The 18,718-nt window shown below is 69.9% G+C and carries 16 protein-coding genes; 9 read left to right on the top strand and 7 right to left on the bottom strand.

Annotated features, from left to right (window positions below; genetic code table 11):
- A partial coding sequence (locus tag ACWD10_RS28035; protein ID WP_451095776.1) for a hypothetical protein occupies window positions 1-203 on the top strand: 203 nt, incomplete at its 5' end.
- Here the strand turns inward: ACWD10_RS28035 and trhA are convergent.
- Complete coding sequence (gene trhA / locus ACWD10_RS28030; protein WP_451095774.1) at window positions 164-895, bottom strand: PAQR family membrane homeostasis protein TrhA; 732 nt, start codon at window positions 893-895, stop codon at window positions 164-166. The genes ACWD10_RS28035 and trhA overlap by 40 nt on opposite strands.
- Before the next feature lie 321 nt (window positions 896-1,216).
- Here trhA and ACWD10_RS28025 point away from each other — a divergent pair, with 321 nt between their 5' ends.
- Window positions 1,217-3,049 (top strand): phosphoenolpyruvate carboxykinase (GTP), encoded by a 1,833-nt coding sequence (locus ACWD10_RS28025; protein ID WP_451095772.1) that lies wholly within the window; start codon window positions 1,217-1,219, stop codon window positions 3,047-3,049.
- Between the two features lie 70 nt (window positions 3,050-3,119).
- Here ACWD10_RS28025 and ACWD10_RS28020 read toward each other — a convergent pair whose 3' ends face one another.
- The 4 genes from ACWD10_RS28020 to ACWD10_RS28005 all read right to left on the bottom strand — a co-directional run bounded on the left by ACWD10_RS28020 (window position 3,120) and on the right by ACWD10_RS28005 (window position 8,414).
- On the bottom strand, window positions 3,120-3,545 hold the full coding sequence (locus ACWD10_RS28020; protein ID WP_451095770.1) for an SCO4983 family protein: 426 nt from the start codon (window positions 3,543-3,545) through the stop codon (window positions 3,120-3,122).
- Between the two features lie 128 nt (window positions 3,546-3,673).
- Complete coding sequence (locus tag ACWD10_RS28015) at window positions 3,674-4,885, bottom strand: pyridoxal phosphate-dependent aminotransferase (RefSeq protein ID WP_451095768.1); 1,212 nt, start codon at window positions 4,883-4,885, stop codon at window positions 3,674-3,676.
- Between the two features lie 233 nt (window positions 4,886-5,118).
- Window positions 5,119-6,729 carry an N-acyl-D-amino-acid deacylase family protein gene (locus ACWD10_RS28010; protein WP_451095766.1) on the bottom strand — a complete coding sequence of 537 codons (1,611 nt, stop codon included), beginning with the start codon at window positions 6,727-6,729 and terminating at the stop codon, window positions 5,119-5,121.
- A 383-nt stretch (window positions 6,730-7,112) separates the two neighbouring features.
- Window positions 7,113-8,414: an amino acid deaminase gene (locus tag ACWD10_RS28005; protein ID WP_451095764.1), complete on the bottom strand. Its 1,302-nt coding sequence runs from the start codon at window positions 8,412-8,414 to the stop codon at window positions 7,113-7,115.
- Between the two features lie 197 nt (window positions 8,415-8,611).
- Between ACWD10_RS28005 and ACWD10_RS28000 the strand changes: the two genes are divergently transcribed.
- The 4 genes from ACWD10_RS28000 to ACWD10_RS27985 all read left to right on the top strand — a co-directional run bounded on the left by ACWD10_RS28000 (window position 8,612) and on the right by ACWD10_RS27985 (window position 12,490).
- On the top strand, window positions 8,612-9,667 hold the full coding sequence (locus ACWD10_RS28000) for a sugar kinase (RefSeq protein ID WP_451095762.1): 1,056 nt from the start codon (window positions 8,612-8,614) through the stop codon (window positions 9,665-9,667).
- Entirely contained in the window at window positions 9,664-10,437 is a 774-nt protein-coding gene (locus ACWD10_RS27995; RefSeq protein WP_451095760.1) for an IclR family transcriptional regulator, read from the top strand. The genes ACWD10_RS28000 and ACWD10_RS27995 overlap by 4 nt, the downstream gene beginning before the upstream one ends.
- Entirely contained in the window at window positions 10,434-10,895 is a 462-nt protein-coding gene (locus ACWD10_RS27990) for a RidA family protein (protein WP_451095758.1), read from the top strand. Before ACWD10_RS27995 ends, ACWD10_RS27990 begins: the two co-directional genes overlap by 4 nt.
- Window positions 10,896-11,014: 119 nt before the next feature.
- On the top strand, window positions 11,015-12,490 hold the full coding sequence (locus ACWD10_RS27985; RefSeq protein ID WP_451095756.1) for a GntP family permease: 1,476 nt from the start codon (window positions 11,015-11,017) through the stop codon (window positions 12,488-12,490).
- Between the two features lie 81 nt (window positions 12,491-12,571).
- On the opposite strand, the gene ACWD10_RS27980 is transcribed toward ACWD10_RS27985, so the two are convergent.
- Window positions 12,572-13,921, bottom strand: a complete 1,350-nt coding sequence (locus tag ACWD10_RS27980; RefSeq protein ID WP_451095754.1) for a M14 family metallopeptidase — start codon at window positions 13,919-13,921, stop codon at window positions 12,572-12,574.
- A gap of 332 nt (window positions 13,922-14,253) precedes the next feature.
- Between ACWD10_RS27980 and ACWD10_RS27975 the strand changes: the two genes are divergently transcribed.
- A complete protein-coding gene (locus ACWD10_RS27975) occupies window positions 14,254-15,558 on the top strand; it encodes an Nramp family divalent metal transporter (protein ID WP_451095796.1) in 1,305 nt (434 codons plus the stop codon).
- Between the two features lie 66 nt (window positions 15,559-15,624).
- Here the strand turns inward: ACWD10_RS27975 and ACWD10_RS27970 are convergent, their stop codons facing one another.
- Window positions 15,625-16,683, bottom strand: a complete 1,059-nt coding sequence (locus ACWD10_RS27970) for a chitinase (protein WP_451095794.1) — start codon at window positions 16,681-16,683, stop codon at window positions 15,625-15,627.
- Between the two features lie 283 nt (window positions 16,684-16,966).
- On the opposite strand from ACWD10_RS27970, the gene ACWD10_RS27965 reads away from it, so the two are divergent.
- Window positions 16,967-17,914, top strand: coding sequence for a hypothetical protein (locus ACWD10_RS27965; RefSeq protein WP_451095752.1), 948 nt, complete (start codon window positions 16,967-16,969; stop codon window positions 17,912-17,914).
- 69 nt (window positions 17,915-17,983) lie between these two features.
- Window positions 17,984-18,715 (top strand): Flp pilus assembly protein CpaB, encoded by a 732-nt coding sequence (gene cpaB / locus ACWD10_RS27960; protein WP_451095750.1) that lies wholly within the window; start codon window positions 17,984-17,986, stop codon window positions 18,713-18,715.
- Window positions 18,716-18,718 lie beyond the last annotated feature (3 nt).

The raw sequence follows: 18,718 nt of genomic DNA, 5'->3' as shown, positions 1-18,718 counted from the left end.
GGCTTGCCGGCGGAACGGCGTACGAGATCCGCGGCGTTGGCGTCGAACGCCTCCAGGTCGACGATCGCGAGCGGCGCGTCGAGGTGTGCTCCTTACTCCTCTACCCCTACCCCTACCTCTGCCCCGCCCCTTCCCGGATGTGTCGATATGCGGCTGACGCCGTTCAGCCGTGCCGGTACGCCACCAGGGAGATCCCGACGTAGTGCACGACGAAGGCGGCCAGCGTGAAGGAGTGGAAGATCTCGTGGAAGCCGAACCAGCGGGGTGACGGGTTCGGGCGCTTCATGCCGTAGATGACGCCGCCCACGCTGTAGAGCAGACCGCCGACGATCACCAGGACGAGGACCGCGATCCCGCCGGTACGCAGGAAGTCCGGCAGGAAGAAGACGGCGGCCCAGCCCATCGCGATGTAACAGGGCGTGTAGAGCCAGCGCGGTGCGCCCACCCAGAAGACCCGGAAGGCGATGCCCACCAGCGCCGACGCCCACACCGCCCAGAGCAGCACCTGGCCCTTGGTTTCGGGGAGCAGGAGCAGCGTCAGGGGGGTATACGTCCCCGCGATGATCAGGAAGATGTTCGCGTGGTCGAGCCTGCGGAGTACGGCCGTGGCGCGCGGGCCCCAGTTGCCGCGGTGGTAGACGGCGCTCACGCCGAACAGCAGGCAGGCCGTCAGGACGTAGATCCCGCAGGCGATCCGCCCCCGGGTCGAGTCGGCGAGCGCGGTGAGCACCAGGCCGGCAAGCAGCACCGCGGGGAACATGCCGGCGTGCAGCCAGCCGCGGAGCTTGGGCTTGATCAGGTGCGGGTGGGAGGGGTCCGGTTCGGCGGCCGGGGTGCCGCAAGGGCCCCGATCGGCGGTGACGAGGCTGGTTGCGTCGGGGACGGGCGCAGTCATGGCAGGCATGGTACCTACGGAGCCGTAGGCACTGGATGAAGTCTTCGCTGCCGCGATGTGTCCGGATCTGCCCCGTGGTGATGCTCACGTGTGAGGGGCTCTGGACAGATGGGCGGCATCGACGGATGATCAAATGAGTGCGGTCGGCACCGGATGAGCAGCTACGACGCATCCGGGTCGAGGCCCCCAAGGGGCGTCACGGCGGAACCTGTAACAGAACCCCGTAAACAGAACCGCTTAAACAGAACTCCGCAACAGAAGAAGCGGCGCACCCGCCGCTGACACACAAAACCCCTCATCAGCCTTCACTTAGGAGCGATCGTGGCGCGCGACTTCGCGGCTCCCGGAACTGTCCCCACCCAGCACCAGGAGCTGGTCTCCTGGGTCAACGAGATCGCCGAACTCACACAGCCGGACCGGGTGGTCTGGTGCGACGGTTCGGAGGCGGAGTTCGAGCGCCTGGCCGAGGAACTCGTCGCCAAGGGCACGTTCAAGAAGCTCGATCCGATCAAGCGCCCCAACTCCTACTACGCGGCCTCCGACCCGTCCGATGTCGCCCGTGTCGAGGACCGTACGTTCATCTGTTCCGAGGACGAGGAGGACGCCGGCCCGACCAACCACTGGAAGGCCCCCGCCGAGATGCGGGAGATCTTCGAGGGGAAGGAGGGGAATGGTGGGATCTTCCGGGGCTCGATGCGCGGGCGCACCATGTACGTCGTCCCGTTCTGCATGGGCCCGCTCGGCTCCCCGCTCTCCGCGATCGGCGTGGAGATCACCGACTCGGCGTACGTGGCCGTCTCGATGCGCACGATGACCCGGATGGGTCAGGCCGTCCTCGACGAGCTCGGGACCGACGGCTTCTTCGTGAAGGCCGTGCACACCCTCGGCGCCCCCCTCCAGGAGGGCGAGGCGGACGTGCCGTGGCCGTGCAACACCACGAAGTACATCTCGCACTTCCCGGAGTCGCGCGAGATCTGGTCGTACGGCTCCGGCTACGGCGGCAACGCGCTGCTCGGCAAGAAGTGCTACGCCCTGCGCATCGCCTCCGTGATGGCCCGGGACGAGGGCTGGCTGGCCGAGCACATGCTGATCCTCAAGCTGACGCCGCCGAGTGGTGAGGCGAAGTACGTCGCCGCCGCGTTCCCGTCGGCCTGCGGCAAGACCAACCTGGCCATGCTGGAGCCCACGATCTCCGGCTGGACGGTCGAGACGATCGGCGACGACATCGCCTGGATGCGCTTCGGCGAGGACGGCCGCCTGTACGCGATCAACCCGGAGGCCGGGTTCTTCGGCGTCGCGCCCGGCACCGGCGAGCACACCAACGCCAACGCCATGAAGACGCTCTGGGGCAACTCGGTCTTCACCAACGTCGCGCTCACCGACGACGGCGACGTCTGGTGGGAGGGCATGACCGAGGAGACCCCGGCCCACCTGACCGACTGGAAGGGCAACGACTGGACCCCCGAGTCCGACGTCCCGGCCGCGCACCCCAACGCCCGCTTCACCGTCCCCGCCTCGCAGTGCCCGATCATCGCGCCCGAGTGGGAGGACCCCAAGGGCGTGCCGATCTCCGCGATCCTCTTCGGCGGGCGCCGCGCCTCCGCCGTACCGCTGGTCACCGAGTCCTTCGACTGGAACCACGGGGTGTTCCTCGGCGCGAACGTCGCCTCCGAGAAGACCGCGGCCGCCGAGGGCAAGGTGGGCGAGCTGCGTCGCGACCCGTTCGCGATGCTGCCGTTCTGCGGCTACAACATGGGCGACTACATGGCCCATTGGATCAAGGTCGGCGAAGGCAAGGACGCGGCCAAGCTGCCGAAGATCTACTACGTCAACTGGTTCCGGAAGGGCGCGGACGGCAAGTTCGTGTGGCCCGGGTTCGGTGAGAACAGCCGCGTCCTGAAGTGGATCGTCGAGCGGCTCGACGGCCGCGCCGAGGGCGTCGAGACCCCCATCGGCATCCTGCCGACCAAGGAGTCCCTGGACACCGAGGGCCTCGAACTGTCCGACGAGGAGCTGGACTTCCTGCTCACGGTCGACAAGGAGGTGTGGCGCGAGGAGGCCGCCCTGGTCCCCGAGCACCTGAACACCTTCGGCGACCACACGCCCAAGGAGCTGTGGGACCAGTACCGCGCGCTCGTGCAGCGCCTCGGCTGAACCCTGTAAGCCTCGCCAGCCGTCCGTGGCGCCCGGCCCGCGAACCTCCCCGGTCGCGGGCCGGGGCCGTTCAGTGGGCGCCCGCGGGCTCCCGCTCCCGCAGGGCGGCGGTGTGCGCGTCCATCCGCTCCGCGGCGAGGATCGCCGCCGCGGTGTCCGCGCGGGAGGCGGCCACGACCAGGGCGCGGCCCGCGAGGGCGTGGGCGCGCTGGTGCAGGGCCGCGAGGTGGGGCTCGTGGATGGCGGCGGCCACGGCCGACCGTACCGGCGGCGTGCCGCCGCGCAGCCGGGCCACCTGGCGGGCCAGCTGCTCGGCCGCGTCGTCCAGTTCGGCGGACGGGGCGAGGGCGCGCAGCTCGTCCGTGACGGCGAGCAGCGCCGCGAGGTGACCGGCGAGCTGGATGTCCAGCTCTTCTTCGCGGGAGCGGTGCGGGTAGTTCTGGTCGGGGGTGCCGGCCATCGTGTGGACCGACTTGCTGCGGATCGGTTCGTACATGGTGGATGGCCTCCTGGTCTCTCAGGAAGCCATCCTAGCTTAGATTCAGTCTAAAGTTGAGTCCGGTCCCTAAGGCCCAGGTCGGGACGGGGTCAAGGCCAGGTCAGGGGGGTCAGGTCAGAGCCAGGTCAGGGCTGGCTGTAGCCGTCCAGGAACGTGCCGATCCGGGTGACCGCGTCCGCCAGGTCGGAGGCCTGGGGGAGCGTGACGATGCGGAAGTGATCGGGCTCCGGCCAGTTGAAGCCCATACCGTGCACGACCATGATCTTCTCGGCGCGCAGCAGGTCGAGGACCATCTGCCGGTCGTCCTTGACCTTGAAGACCTTGGGGTCGAGCCGCGGGAAGAGATAGAGGGCGCCCTTGGGCTTGACGCAGGTCACGCCCGGGATCTGGGTGAGCAGGTCGTACGCCGTATCGCGTTGCTCGAGCAGCCGTCCGCCCGGGAGTACCAGGTCGTTGATGGTCTGCCGCCCGGTGAGCGCCGCGACCACGCCGTGCTGGGCGGGCATGTTCGCGCACAGACGCATATTGGCGAGGATCGTCAGGCCCTCGATGTACGACTCCGCGTGCGCCCGCGGCCCGGAGATCACCATCCACCCGGTCCGGTAACCGGCCACGCGATACGCCTTCGACATGCCGTTGAAGGTGAGCGTGAGCAGGTCCGGGGCGAGGGCGGCGGTCGGGGTGTGGGTCGCGCCGTCGTAGAGGATCTTGTCGTAGATCTCGTCGGAGCAGACCAGGAGGTTGTGGCGGCGGGCGATGTCGGTCAGGCCGCGCACCACGTCGTCGCTGTAGACGGCGCCGGTCGGGTTGTTCGGGTTGATGATGACGATCGCCTTGGTGCGGTCGGTGACCTTCCGCTCCACATCGGCGAGGTCGGGCATCCAGTCGGACTGCTCGTCGCAGCGGTAGTGCACGGCGGTGCCGCCGGAGAGCGAGACAGCGGCGGACCACAGCGGGTAGTCCGGGGCCGGTACGAGCACCTCGTCGCCGTCGTCGAGCAGGGCCTGCATGGCCATGACGATCAGCTCGGAGACGCCGTTGCCCATGAAGACGTTCTCGACGTCGGACTCCACGCCGAGGGTCTGGTAGTGCATGACGACCGCGCGGCGGGCCGCGAGCAGCCCCTTCGCGTCGCCGTAGCCGTGCGCCGTCCCGACGTTGCGCAGCACGTCCTCGAGGATCTCCGGCGGGCAGTCGAAGCCGAAGGCCGCCGGGTTGCCGGTGTTGAGCTTGAGGATGCGGTGGCCTGCTGCTTCGAGCCGCATTGCCTCTTCGAGAACCGGGCCCCGGATCTCGTAACAGACGTTGGCGAGCTTCGTCGACTGGATCAGCTGCATGTCGCAACTTTACGAGGGTGTTTCCGGGGTGCGCCTGGTGTTTACGGCCACGTGGGCCCCGGCAGGCGGCCCGGGGCGGGGGGCTTGCGGAAGGGAGCCTTCCATCGCAATGCGCCGGTCGGTGTGCGCGTGGGAATCCCCGGTGGCAGGTGGAGTGCGGCTTGGAAGTGCGGTGCGGGCGGAGTGGGGTGATTTGCGCCACGATGTTGCCCGGCGTCGCGTCCGCTCGGGCGTCACCGCGACCGTCGTACGGCCTGGCCCGCGAGCACATCCGTACGCCGTCCGTCCTCGATCACGAAGCGGCCGTCGATCAGGACGTGCGGGATGCCGACCGGCAGGGTGCGCGGCGCCTTGAAGGTCGAGCCCGCGGCGACGGTGTCCGGGTCGAAGAGCACGAGGTCGGCCCGGTAGCCCTCGCGGACGTACCCGCGGTCGGGCAGCCGGAGCCGGGCCGCGGGGCGGGACGTGAGGTGGGCGACGGTTTCCTCCAGGCCGAGGACGCCGAGGTCCCGTGCGTACCGCCCCAGATACTGCGGGAATGTGCCGTACGCCCGCGGGTGCGGCTTGAAGCCCTGAAGGATGCCGTCCGAGCCGCCGGTGTGCACGTGGTGCTTCATGATCGCGCGGACGTTGTCCTCGTGCCCGACGTGCTGGAGGATCGTCGACCCGAGCCGGTCGTCGATCAGCAGGCGGCGGGCGGTGGTCCAGGGGGCCTCGCCCCGCATGTCGGCCGACTCCTGGATGGTCCTGCCCACGCAGGACGCCAGACCGGGGTCGCTCACGCCCGAGATCTCGATGGTGTCCCACTCGATGGGCACACCGTGGCAGCCGTCGGACCCGATCTCTTCGAGGTGGTGGCGGATCTTCTCGGCCGTCCCGTCGTCCTGGAGGCGGGCGAGGATGGCGTCCGGGCCGCCCTCGCTGACCCAGCTGGGGAGCATCGCGACGAGGGTGGTGCAGCCGGGGGTGTACGGGTACGTGTCGAGGCTGATGTCGGCGCCGTCGGCCAGGGCGTCGTCGAGGAGGGTGAGGAGGTCGTTGGCCTTGCCCTTGTTCACCCCGAAGTTCATGGTGGCGTGGGCGAGGTGGAGGGCGCAGCCCGCCTCCCGGGTGAGGGCCACCATCTCCTTGTACGCGTCCAGGGCGCCCGCGCCGTACGAGCGGTGGTGCGGGCAGTAGTAGCCGTCGTACGCGGCCACGACCCGGCAGAGCTCGGTGAGTTCGGCGTCCTTGGCGTACATGCCGGGCGTGTACGTGAGCCCGGAGGACATACCGACGGCGCCCTGCTCCATGCCCTCGGCGACCAACTGCCGCATGCGGTCCATCTCTTGGGGCGTGGCGTCGCGGTCGTCCCAGCCGACGGCGTACATCCGGACGGTGCCCTGGGGGATCAGGTAGGCGGCGTTCACGGCGATGCCGTGGTTGCCGTGGGCGCGGTCGAGGGCGTCGAGGTAGCCGCCGACGGTGCGCCAGCTGAAGTCGATATCGGAACCGTCCCCGTTCCAGCCGGTGATGGCGTTGCGGACCTCGGCGAGGGTGCGGTCGTCGACGGGGGCGTACGAGAGGCCGTCCTGGCCGAGGACTTCGAGGGTGACGCCTTGGGCGGCCTTGGCCTCGTGGCTGGGGTCGCGGAGGAGGGCGAGGTCGGAGTGGGCGTGCATGTCGATGAAGCCGGGGGAGAGGGCGAGGTCGTCGGCCTCGAGCTCCTGTGGGGCGGAGGGACGGGGGCCGTTTCCTTCGCGGTGGATCTCGGCGATGCGGCCGTTCTCGATGCCGACGTCGGCGCGGTAGGAGGGCTCGCCGGAGCCGTCGATGACGCGGGCGTTGCGGATGACCAGGTCCATGGGGGTGCCTCTCTGAGGGGGTTTTCTCCCCGCCCCGCCCCTTCCCGAAAGCTTGCAGCGGCTTCGGGGCTGCCGCCCCGGACCCTGCTGCAGATATCGCGCTGAACGCGCTCGTCCTCAAACGCCGGACAGGCTGATAGTTGCCGGGCGGGCTGAAAGCCCAGCCCCCGCCGGGTGGGTGGGGGAGGTGGGGGCCGAATCAGCCCCTCCGGCGTTTGAGGAGCGGGGGTCCGGGGGCGGAGCCCCCGAAGCGCCGTCAGCCACGCGGCGTTAGCCGCATATTGATGCTGTCGGGAAGGGGCGGGGCTGGGGAACGAAAGCGCGTCCGGCCACGGACCGGGGCCCGGGGCGGAGCCCCGGTCGTACGGGCGCGCGGGGTGCCGTCAGAAGTACGTGCGGATGTAGTCCGTGACCGTGCCGTCCGGCTCCACCAGCGGGATCAGCTGCCACTTGTCGAAGGACGTGCACGGGTGCGAGAGGCCCATGCCGAGCCAGTCGCCGACCTCCAGGTCCGCCCCGGCGTCCGTGCGTACCCAGCCGTGCTGGTCGGAGAGGCCCGTGACCCGTACCCCCGTCGCGGGGCGCACCTCGCCGGTGCGGGTGTCCCGTACCACCTGGGCCTCCGGCAGGTGCAGGTCGTACGCCGCGTCCCGCTTGCCCGCGTTCACGAAGGCCTGCTCGGGCGTCGGCCGGGACACCACCTGGGCCCAGAGCCGGAACGCGGGCTCCAGGGCGCCCTCGTCCGGGACCCGGTTGAAGGGGGTCAACTTCCGGTAGTGGCCGTCGTCGTGCGAGACGTACGCGCCGGAGCGCAGCAACTTCATGACGGGCAGGGAGAGTTCGGGGATCTCCGCGAAGACGTTCGCCACCGCGTCGAACCAGGCCGAGCCGCCCGCGCTCACCACGATCTCGTCGAGCCCCGCGAAGCGGCCCGCCTTGTCGAAGTCCGCCGCAAGCCCGGTCAGGCGGCGCAGCCAGGACGTCACCCGCTCCGGGTCCGCCTGCGGCACCTCGCCCTCGTACCCGGCCACACCCACCAAGCGGAGCGTCTCCGTCGCCGCCACCGCGTCAGCGACCGCCGCGCACTCGGCCTCCGTACGGACGCCCGTGCGCGCGCCGTCGCCCGCGCCGAGCTCCACCACCACGTCGACCGGCCGGGACGCGCCCGCCGACCGCAGCGTCTCGTCCATCAGCTCCACGCCGCGTACCGAATCGACGTAGCAGAGGAAGCGGAAGGAGGGGTCGGAGTCCAGCTCCGTCGCCAGCCAGCGCAGCGCCGCCGCGTCCACCAGTTCGTTCGCCAGGAAGACGCGGCGAACGCCGAACGCCCGTGCCACGCGCACCTGGTGCGGCACCGCGAGCGTGATGCCCCAGGCGCCGTGCCGCTCCTGGCGGGCGAAGAGCGCGGGGGCCATGGAGGTCTTGCCGTGCGGGGCGAAGGCCAGGCCGTGGCGGGTGGAGTACGCCTCCATGACCGCGAGGTTGTGCTCGACGCGCTCGGCCGACAGGGCCAGGACGGGGGTGGTGAAGCCGCCGGTGAACAGGTTGCGGCGCTGTGCGGCCAGCTCGCCGACCGTCAGGCCCGCGGCGTCCGGCGGCAGGCCCTTGAAACGGAAGTCCACCCGTTCGTTCGCGAGTTCCGACGCGAGTTCCGTCAGGCGCTCGACGGCGTTGTCGGCGGTCATGGAGCCTCCTCCAGGCGGGGCGTCACAGGGGTTATTGCAATATATGCAACGGTCATTGCGTATGTCGCTTGATGCTGTCTAGCATCCGGGCCAACGCCGGGTCAACGGAGCCGTTGGCCCCCAAGCCGCAGGCCAAGCAGCCGTAGCCGTAGCCGCAGCCCCAGCCCCAGCCCCAGCCGTGAGGAGAACGACCCACCGTGACCGCCACCGGACCCGCCGCACCGCGCACCGCCGCCGACGAACCGGACGTCGTCGCGCTCGGCGAGTCCATGGTCGCGTTCCGGCCCTCCGGACCCGGACGCCTCGCCGATGTTTCGTCCTTCGACCGTGGCATCGGCGGCGCCGAGTCCAACGTCGCCTGCACCCTCGCCCTCGCCGGGCACCGCGCCCGCTGGGTCAGCCGCGTCGGCGACGACGGCTTCGGTGAGCATCTCGTCTCCGCCGTCGCCGCCTGTGGTGTCGATACGTCGGGGGTCGTACGCGATGCCGAGCGGCCGACCGGGATCTACTTCCGTACCGCCGGGGACCGGGCCACCGACGCCCACGAGGTCGCCTACTACCGCGCCGGATCCGCCGCCTCCGCCATGTCCCCCGCCACCATGGACCTGGACGCGCTGCGCTCCGGCCGGATCCTGCACCTGTCCGGCATCACCGCCGCCCTCTCGGACGACTGTCTCGCGCTCGTACGGGAGTTGACCGCCCCACGGCCCGGCCGCGCCCTCGTCTCCTTCGACGTCAACTACCGGATGAACCTGTGGCGGGACCCCGCGCAGGCCGGGCCCGTCCTGCTCGACCTCGCGCGCGGCAGCGACCTCGTCTTCGTCGGCGCGGACGAGGCCGAGGCCGCCTGGGGCGTCAGCGGCGGGCCGCGGGCGGTGCGGGCCGCGCTGCCCGAGCCGGAGCTGCTCGTCGTCAAGCAGGGGGCGCGCGGCGCCGTCCTCTTCACCGGCGAGGAACCGACGTACGTGCCCGCCCTGACTGTCGACGTCGTCGCCGCCGTCGGCGCCGGGGACGCCTTCGCCGCCGGGTTCCTCTCCGCCACGCTGCGCGGACTGCCCGCCGAGACCCGGCTCCGGCACGGCCACCTGATGGCCGCCGCCGCCCTCACCGTCCCCGGCGACCTGGGCACCCCGCCCGCCCGCGCCGAGGCGGACCGCCTTGCCGCACTCCCGGCCGACCAGTGGGGCACACTGCGCCTTGGCCCCGCCTGGACCCGTACCGGGGCCGGAACCGGGGAGGTAGTCACCACATGAGCCAGACCGTCGACCGGGCGCTGAGCATCCTGCCGCTGCTCGCGGAGGGGCCCGCCGACCTGGGGCAGGTGGCCGAGCGGCTGGGCGTGCACAAGTCGACCGCGCTGCGGCTGCTGCGCACCCTGCACGAACACGGCCTGGTCTACCGCCAGTCCGACCAGCGCTACCGCCTCGGCGCCCGCCTGTTCGCGCTCGCCCAGGAGGCCGTCGAGAACCTGGACGTACGGGAGATCGCGCACCCGCACCTCGTCGAGCTGAACGAGAAGATCGGGCACACGGTCCACCTCGCCGTCTACGAGGAGAACGAGGTCCTCTACATCGACAAGGTGGAGAGCCGCTACCCGGTACGGATGTACTCCCGCATCGGCAAGCCCGTCGCGATCACCGTCGCGGCCGTGGCCAAGCTGCTCCTCGCCGATCTGTCCGAGCCCGAGCGGCGCGCCGTCGCCGAGAAGCTCGACTACCCCATGTACACGCCCCGTTCGACGCCGAACGCCGCCGCCTTCCTCAAGGAGCTGGCCACCGTGCGCGAACAGGGCTGGGCCACCGACCTCGGTGGCCACGAGGAGTCCATCAACTGCATCGGCGCCCCCATCCGCGGTGCGGACGGCCGGGCCGTCGCCGCCATGTCGGTCTCCGCGCCGAATGTCGTCGTCACCGCCGAGGAACTCCTCACCCTGCTGCCGCTCGTTCGCCGTACGGCAGAGGCCATCAGTCGCGAATACTCCGGCAAGGCGCCCAACACCCCGCAGAAGGAAGCACGTTCATGAGCACCCAGCAGAACACCGCACAGAACACCGCGCAGAACACCGCACAGAGCACCGAGAAGATCGCTCTCACCCCCGCCACCCACACCACCCCGCCCGCGAAGTTCTCGCACGGCGTGAAGAAGGGCAACATCCTCCAGGTCGCCGGACAGGTCGGCTTCCTGCCCGCCGAGGAGGGCAAGGCCCCGACCCCGGCCGGGCCCACCCTGCGCGAGCAGACCCTGCAGACCTTCGCCAACGTCAAGGCGATCCTCGAAGAGGGCGGCGCCACCTGGGACGACGTGATGATGATGCGCGTCTACCTCACGGACGTGGACCACTTCGCCGAGATGAACCAGATCTACAACGAGTACTTCGAGCAGCAGGGCCTCAAGGCCCCGGCCTCCGCCCGCACCACCGTCTACGTCGGCCTGCCCAAGGGCCTGCTCATCGAGATCGACGCGCTGGCCGTCCTCGGCTGACGTGTTACTGACCCCCCACCCCTCCACCGGTACGGCGCACACCGCACCCAGCGGCGCGCCGTGCCGCGATCCGCCCTGCCCGCGCGAGCCACCCCCCGGACAATGGAGTTCCCCCCCCCATGCTGCTTGCCGCCGCCGCGCCCGCCCCCGAGGCGCCACCCCACACGGGTGGTCTCCTCGCCCTGATCGACGGCACCGCCGGTCTGCTCACCGTCGCCGCCCTCGGCATCCTGCTGCTGCTCTTCCTGATCATCAAGGTCCGGCTGCAGCCGTTCGTCGCGCTGCTCGCCGTGTCCATCGCGGTCGGCCTCGCCGCCGGCCTCTCCGTCACCGAACTCTTCGGCACCGTCCAGAAGTCCGATGTCGTCTCGATGATCGAGAGCGGCATGGGCGGCATCCTCGGCCATGTCGCGATCATCATCGGGCTCGGCACCATGCTCGGCGCGATACTCGAAGTCTCCGGCGGCGCCGAGGTGTTGAGCGGCCGCCTGCTCAGCCTCTTCGGCGAGCAGCGTGCCCCGCTCGCGATGGGCCTCACCGGCCTCATCTTCGGTATTCCGGTCTTCTTCGACGTCGGCATCTTCGTGCTCGCGCCGATCGTGTACGCGGCCGCCAAGCGCTCCGGCAAGTCGATCCTGCTGTACTGCATGCCGTTGCTCGCGGGCCTCTCCATGACGCACGCGTTCCTGCCGCCGCACCCCGGTCCGGTGGCCGCGGCCGGGCTGCTCCGCGTCGACCTCGGCTGGGTCATCCTGATGGGCATCGTCTGCGGCATCCCCGCGGTGCTCGCCGCCTGGGCGTACGCCACGTGGATCGGCAACCGGCTCTTCGTGCCCGTCCCGCACGACATGGTCGAGGCGGCGGAGGAAGCGAAGGCGGCGGTCGTCGCGGAGCAGCAGGCCGCCGGTCGTACGCCGAAGGAGGCGCCGGTCTCGCTCGGCACGGTCTTCTTGATCATCGGTACGCCGCTGGTGCTCATCCTCGCCGCGACGTTCTCGTCGATCGCCTTCGATCAGTCCACCGGGCGCTCGGTCATCGAGTTCTTCGGGAATCCCTTTGTGGCCCTGACGATCGCGCTCGTGCTCGCGTACTACTTCCTCGGCATCCGGCGCGGCTGGAGCCGTAAGTCGCTTGAACAGGTGTCGACTTCGTCGCTCAAGCCGGTCGGGAACATTCTGCTCGTGGTCGGTGCGGGCGGGATATTCGGGGCGGTTCTGAAGGGTTCGGGGATCGCGGACGCGCTGTCCGACACCTTCAACGACCTCGGTCTGCCGGTGATTGTCCTCGCGTACCTGATCTCGCTGGTGCTGCGGGTGGCGCAGGGCTCGGCGACGGTCGCGATCGTGACCACGGCCGGGATCGTGTGGCCGCTGATCGAGGCGGGGGATTACTCCCAGCCGTTCGTGGCGCTCGTCATCATGGCCATCTCGGCCGGTTCGATCTTCGCGTCGCACGTGAACGACGGTGGCTTCTGGATCGTGGCGAAGTACTTCGGGATTTCGGAGCGGGACACGTTGAAGTCGTGGACGGTGCTTGAGTCCGTGCTTTCGGTTGCCGGGTTCGCGGTGGCGGCGGTCGCGAGTCTGCTGGTGTAGGGGGTACGTAGGAAGCTGGTGCAGGGGATACGTACGAAAGGGGCCGACGCGCGCGTGTCGGCCCCTTTCAGTGCTGGCGCACTACGCCTTGCAGTACTCCTCTTCCTTGCCGATGGAGCGGTACATACAGTCCGCGTTCTCCAGCAGTTGCAGCACCGCGTCCTTGTTGCGGGAGGTCTCGCGGTCGATGACCTCGTCGGGCGGGTAGAAGCCGCCGTCGCCCGCCGAGGACGGGAACATCTCGAACGTGTACGAGAAGATCTTTTGGTCGCCCCAGAGCCAGTCGTCGATCGTGCCGTCCGTGATGTACAGGTCACTGGCCTGCTCGGGCGTGTAGCCGTTGCTCTTGGCCATGGCCTCGCCGACCGCCGCGTGTGCGTCCCGGTCGTCCTGGGTCAGGCCCTCGGCCGTGTCGTCGTACGTGTAGCCGTACGGCCAGAGGATCAGCTCGCTGTAGGTGTGGAAGTCGATGGCCGCCTTGATCTGCTGCTTGCCGTCGACCACCCGGCCGCGCACGAAGTCCGCGACGACCTTCACCTCGGTCCCGGACTCCGGCGCCGAACCCCGGTACGTCTCGGAGCCCGGGGTGCCCGAAGAGCCGCCGCAGCAGCCCCACTTGTAGTCCCAGTTGCGGTTGAGGTCGGTGCCGGTGGCGCCGCCCTGGTTGGGCTGCCGGTTGAGGCGCCAGCTGCGGTAGGAGCCGGTGGCGATGTCGTACTCGCCGCCGTCCGGGTTCACGTCCGGCACGATCCAGATCTCGCGCTCGTCGACCATCTTCTTGACCCGGTCGTCGGTGGCGTATTCGTCGCCCAGGGTCTTGAGCAGGTACAGCGCCATTTCCACCGTGAGGTGCTCGCGCGCGTGCTGATGGTGCGTGAAGAGGACCTCGGGCTCGGCCTCGTCGGTGCCCGCGTTGTCGCTGATCTTGATGGCGACGATCTCGCGGCCCTCGTACGACTTGCCGATGACTTCCTTCGTCATCAGGTCCGGGTGGGCCTCAACCGCCTTGTTGATGGCGTCCGTTGCCTCTTTGTAGTTGTGGTAGCCGGAGTCCTCCGGCGGGAAGTCCTTGGGGCTCGCCTTCTTGCCGCCGGTGCGGGCCGGAGGGCCGGCCAGCTCCTTGAGCTTGTGGCCCTGGGCGCGCAGCTTCTTGGCCTGGGCGTCGGTGGCCGAGATGACGACGGTGTGGTCGTGGGCCTCGTCGATCGAGACCCCGGCGGCCGCGATGGCCGTGCGGTCCGCCGCGCTCGACGGGCCGTGGATCTCGTACTGGCGTGTGCGTGCGTTGTCGCTGTCGGTACTCGCGGCGTTGGTCGTCTGGTCCGACGGACCGTCCGGGGGCGAGGCGTTGGCGCTGATCGGCGCCGCGATCGCCAGGGAGAGCAGGGCCGCGAGTGCGGCGGCTCTCCGGCCGCGTATGCGAAGTCGCATGAAGTCTCCTGAGATGTGGGGGTGGCTCAGTGCGACACATGGGATGCGGGTGCAGGGTGTGCGGGCCCATCGTGGGTGCCTGGCATGGACCGGTCAAGGTGTAATCCGGGCAAGGAGCGAATGATCAGCGCCCACCCCCCTTGTGCGATCGGCTCATGGGCGCTTTCGTTTGCCGTGATCAGCGCGTTGAGCGGGGGACGAGTGGAGGGCGGGCCGTTATGGCGGACACCAACGACAGCGCGAGCGGCGCGAGAGGCGCGGGCGGCGCGGGCGCGGGCTCGGGCCGGGAGCCGGGAATGGGGTCGGACCTCGGGCCGGGCAGCGGTCCCGGCATGGGTTCGGACCTGCCACCGTCCGGTTCTGCGCAGAACGGGCCTACGAAGGCCCGCTGGAAGTACATCGGTCCGGGCATCGTCGTCGCCGCGACCGGGGTCGGCGCGGGCGACCTGGTGGCCACGCTCATCGCCGGCTCGAAGTTCGGGTACACGCTGCTCTGGGCGGCCGTGATCGGCTGTCTGGTGAAGATCTCGCTCGCCGAGGCGGCGGGCCGCTGGCATCTGGCCACCGGCAGCACGCTCTTCGAGGGCTGGCGCACTCTGGGCCGCTGGACCACGGTCTACTTCGCGATCTACGTCGTGATCTGGGGCTTTGTATACGGCGCCACTGCGATGAGTTCGTCCGCGCTGCCGCTGGTGGCGCTCTTCCCGGACGGGCCCGACCTGAAGACCTGGGCGATCACCACCGGCCTGATCGGCCTGGTCTTCGTCTGGTTCAACAAGTACGCGGTCTTCGAGCGGGTGATGACCGTCCTTGTGGGCGTGATGTTCGTGGTCGTCGTGTACGTCGCGATCCGCGTCACGCCGAACCTCGGTGACGCCATCACGGGCCTGGTGCCCACCCTGCCGGACGGCTCGCTGCTCTACACGCTCGGCCTGATCGGCGGCGTCGGCGGCACCATCACCATGGCGGCGTACGGGTATTGGGTGAACGCCAAGGGCTGGACCAACACGTCCTGGATGAAGGTGATGCGGCTCGACAACCGGGCCGCGTACATCACCACCGGCATCTTCGTCATCGCGATGCTGATCGTCGGGGCCGAGCTGCTCCACGCCACCGGGGTCGCGCTCGCCTCGGGCGACAAGGGCCTGGTCGAGCTGGGCGGAATCCTCGAGGACCGCTACGGCGCCACCACCGCCAAGCTGTTCCTGATCGGCTTCTGCGCCACGTCCTTCTCGTCGCTCATCGGCGTCTGGCACGGCGTGAGCCTGCTGTTCGCGGACTTCGTGGAGCGGGTGCAGCGGGACCGTAAGGGCGTCTCCGTGGCGGAGGGGACGGTCGAGGAGGTGGCCGCGGGCCAGAAGGAGACGTCGCTCGCCTTCCGCGGGTATCTGCTGTGGCTGACCTTCCCGCCGATGGCGCTGCTCTGGCTGGACCAGCCGTTCGGACTCGTGATCGTGTACGGCGTCCTGGGCGCGTTCTTCATGCCGTTCCTGGCCCTGACCCTGGTCTGGCTGCTCAACTCCTCGCGGACGCCCGCGGAGTGGCGCAACGGCTGGCTCAGCAACTTCATGCTGGGTGCGGCGGGGCTGCTGTTCGTGGTCCTGTGCGTGCAGCAGGTGCGGGAGCTGCCCTGGTAGAGGCCGTTCGAAAGCGCGCGGAGGGGCTCGACGGCGAGGTGAGCCCCTCCGGCGTTCGCGGACGGTCTACGGCAGCCCGTGCACGTGCGGCCCGACCGACCCCGACCACGCATGGCCCGCGGACGCGTCCCAGTTCGTGGACCACGTCATCGCGCCCCGGATGTCCGGGTACGTCTTCGAGGGCTTGAACGAGCCGCAGCTCGTGCCCTTGGCCAGGCAGTCGAGGGCCGCGTTGACCACCGACGGCTCCACGTACCCGCTGCCCGCCGCGCTCGACGACGCGGGCGTGCCGATGCCGACCTGGGACGGGGAGAGTCCGCCCTCCAGCTGAATACAGGCGAGCGCGGTCAGGAAGTCCACGGAGCCCTGGCTGTAGACCTGGCCGTCGCAGCCGTTCATCGAACCGCTGTTGTAGTACTGCATGTTGACGACGGTCAGGATGTCCTTGATGGCCAGGGCCGTCTTGAAGTACTCGTTCGACGTCGACTGCATGTCGATCGTCTGCGGCGCCATCGTGATCACCAAACCCGGCGCCTTCTCGGCCAGAGACTTCAGCGCCTCGGTCATATACGTCGAGTTGAGCCCGTTCTCCAGGTCGATGTCGACGCCGTCGAAGCCGTACTCCCGCATCTGCGCGTGGACGGAGTCGGCGAAGGCCTTCGCGGAGGCCGAGTCGTTCACCGAGACGGCGCCCTTCTCGCCGCCGACCGACAGGATCACGGACTTCCCGTCCGCCTGCTTCGCCTTGATGTCGGCCTTGAACTGCTCGACCGTATAGCCGCCGAGCCCGGCCGAGTCGAGCTTGAACGTCACCTCGCCCGGCGTCCCCGTGGCGTCCGCGAAGGCGACCGCGATGATGTCGTAGTCCGCGGGCACGTCCGCGAGCTTCTGCACCGTGGCGCCGTTGTCGAAATTCTGCCAGTAGCCGGTGACGGCGTGCTTGGGCACGTCCGCCGCGCCGACCGCGGGAACCGTACGGTCGTCGGCCGTGGGAGCCGTCCGGTCGTCGGCCGTGGGGGCGGGCCCGGCCTGGGCGGTGGTCCCGGCGAACGCCAGCGCGCAGGCGGTGAGCGCCGCGAGGCCCGCACCGATGACCCGCTTACGGGTGGTGATGCGGGTGGATATGCGAGTCGTTATGTGGTGGGTGGTTACGTGAGTGGCTGTGGGGGTGGACTTGCCTGATGCGCCGTGCACTTGCTGCCTCCTGTGTGGGGGTTGAGGTGGGGGAGGAGGAGTTGCTGTGCTGTGCTGACCGTGCAATCTGGTCTAGGCCAATGGGCTTGTCAAGACATCCGGAACCCCTCGTGAAGACCTCCGGGAAAGTGTTGAGAGGGCCCTGCCCTGGATATGGTGCTGATGCGGGCATGCCGCAAGGATTCAGCGTGAACGGGGTGTGGGGGGTGGACGCGTGCCGACCGCGATAGCCGTCACCGGTTCGGATCTGGTGTTGCCGGCACCGGACCGGCAGACCCCGGCGGCAGCCGTACTCGACACCGAGCACAAGCAGTTCACCCTGGAGCAGGCGCTCGCGCAGCTGCACACCCTGGTCGAGCAGCACGGCTACGCCATCGTCCTGTGCCCCGCGTCGCTCCCCGACAAGGCCGCCCACCGGCTGCACTCCGCGCGCTCCATCCTGGAGTCCGACCGGATCGCGCTGCTCCGGCTCGACCTGCCGCCGCTCGGCCTCGCCGTCCTCGCGCTCCAGCTGCGCCAGCTCTCGCTCTGCGACTTCAGCCCCGGCGTGCTCGCCTCCGCCGCCCGGCTCCTGTCCCACTACATCTACGCCGGTGCGCTGCTCGGCTCTGTCGCCCGGCTCGACCGGGTGCCGGTCAGCCTCTCCTCGCACGCCAAGTCCTGGGTGCCCGGCTCCCAGTTCGCGGTCCTCGCCACGCCACGCAGTCGGCTCGTCCGGCTCGGCGGCGGGGCCGGGGGCGGAGGCGGGGGCGCGGCCGCGGGGCAGGGCACCGACCTCGAGGGCCCGGGCTTCGCCACCCAACTCCTGCTCGCCCGTGGCCATCTCCAGTCCGACTGGGTCACCCGGACCCTCGCGCCCGCCTGGCAGGTGCAGGGCGTCGCCGAGGCCCCGCTGCCCGCCGAGTCGAGCCGCTGGTGGGCCACCGGCAAACTGGTCGAGTTCGCCGCGGCGATACCCGACATCACGATGCTGTACCAGTTGGTGTCCTCCGTGCGGCGGGACACCTGCCACTGGTGCGGGCTCGAACTCATCGGCGACCGCTGCGGATTCTGCGCGGCGCCGCTGCCGCCGCCCGAGGACCGCGCGCTCGGGTCGGGCCGTGGCGGCCCCGGCGGCCGGGTGCTCGCACCCTCAACTCCCAGGAAGGCCATAGGTCCTTAGCCCGGACCCCGCTCGGTCCCGACCCACCGCCACCCCCAACCCCCGTATCCGATCGAGGTAGTTCGCCAGATGAACTCTCGCCAGCGCCGCGGCGTCATCCTCCTGGTCCTGTCGGTCCTGTGTGCCCTCGGGGCCTTCGCCGGAGTGCTCACCGTGATCCGCGACGTGAACTCCAAGGTCGGCCCGGAGGTGACCGCGTACCGCCTCAAGAGCGACATCGCACCGTACAAAGAGCTCAGCAGCGCCCAGTTCGAGAAGATCGAGATGCCCGAGCGGTGGCTGTCCGAGAACGCGGTCACCGACCTCGGCGACATCCGGGGCAAGATCGCCGTCGCCAAGCTGCGCAAGGGCTCCCTGCTCCAGACCGACATGATCGCGAAGCGCCCCGAACTCGCCGCGGGCGAACAGGAGATCGCCATCATGATCGACGCCGCGACCGGCGTGGCCGGAAAGATCACCCCCGGCTCCCGGGTCAATGTCTTCGCCACGTTCCAGGCCGATCAGCAGGGCGGCGGCGCGAAGGGCCAGCAGGACCAGAAGGACCAGTCGATGATCATCGTGGATCACGCCCGGGTCATCGACGTCGGCAAGCTGACCCCGCTCGACCCGCGCGAGGACGACCGCACCGGCCGCCCCACCGAGGCCGTGCCGATCACCTTCGCCCTCGACACCCTCGACGCCCAGCGCGTGGCGTACGCGGAGTCGTTCGCCGCGCACGTCAGGCTCGCCCTGGTCTCCCCGGCCGGTGACACCGCCGTACCGCCCGAGGACCGGAGCTACACCCTCGACGAGGACAAGTGAGGG

This window comes from Streptomyces sp. NPDC002851 (genome assembly GCF_053591935.1).
This window is presented reverse-complemented; position numbering and strand designations above follow the sequence as displayed.

What these genes read in the sequence shown, in the direction of transcription:
- cpaB (WP_451095750.1), top strand. Translation starts at nt 17,984, where the DNA reads ATGAACTCTCGCCAGCGCCGCGGCGTCATCCTCCTGGTCCTGTCGGTC.
- ACWD10_RS27985 (WP_451095756.1), top strand. Translation starts at nt 11,015, where the DNA reads ATGCTGCTTGCCGCCGCCGCGCCCGCCCCCGAGGCGCCACCCCACACG.
- ACWD10_RS27975 (WP_451095796.1), top strand. Translation starts at nt 14,254, where the DNA reads ATGGGTTCGGACCTGCCACCGTCCGGTTCTGCGCAGAACGGGCCTACG.
- ACWD10_RS28010 (WP_451095766.1), bottom strand. Translation starts at nt 6,729, where the DNA reads ATGGACCTGGTCATCCGCAACGCCCGCGTCATCGACGGCTCCGGCGAG.
- trhA (WP_451095774.1), bottom strand. Translation starts at nt 895, where the DNA reads ATGACTGCGCCCGTCCCCGACGCAACCAGCCTCGTCACCGCCGATCGG.
- ACWD10_RS28015 (WP_451095768.1), bottom strand. Translation starts at nt 4,885, where the DNA reads ATGCAGCTGATCCAGTCGACGAAGCTCGCCAACGTCTGTTACGAGATC.
- ACWD10_RS28005 (WP_451095764.1), bottom strand. Translation starts at nt 8,414, where the DNA reads ATGACCGCCGACAACGCCGTCGAGCGCCTGACGGAACTCGCGTCGGAA.
- ACWD10_RS27990 (WP_451095758.1), top strand. Translation starts at nt 10,434, where the DNA reads ATGAGCACCCAGCAGAACACCGCACAGAACACCGCGCAGAACACCGCA.
- ACWD10_RS27995 (WP_451095760.1), top strand. Translation starts at nt 9,664, where the DNA reads ATGAGCCAGACCGTCGACCGGGCGCTGAGCATCCTGCCGCTGCTCGCG.
- ACWD10_RS28020 (WP_451095770.1), bottom strand. Translation starts at nt 3,545, where the DNA reads ATGTACGAACCGATCCGCAGCAAGTCGGTCCACACGATGGCCGGCACC.
- ACWD10_RS27980 (WP_451095754.1), bottom strand. Translation starts at nt 13,921, where the DNA reads ATGCGACTTCGCATACGCGGCCGGAGAGCCGCCGCACTCGCGGCCCTG.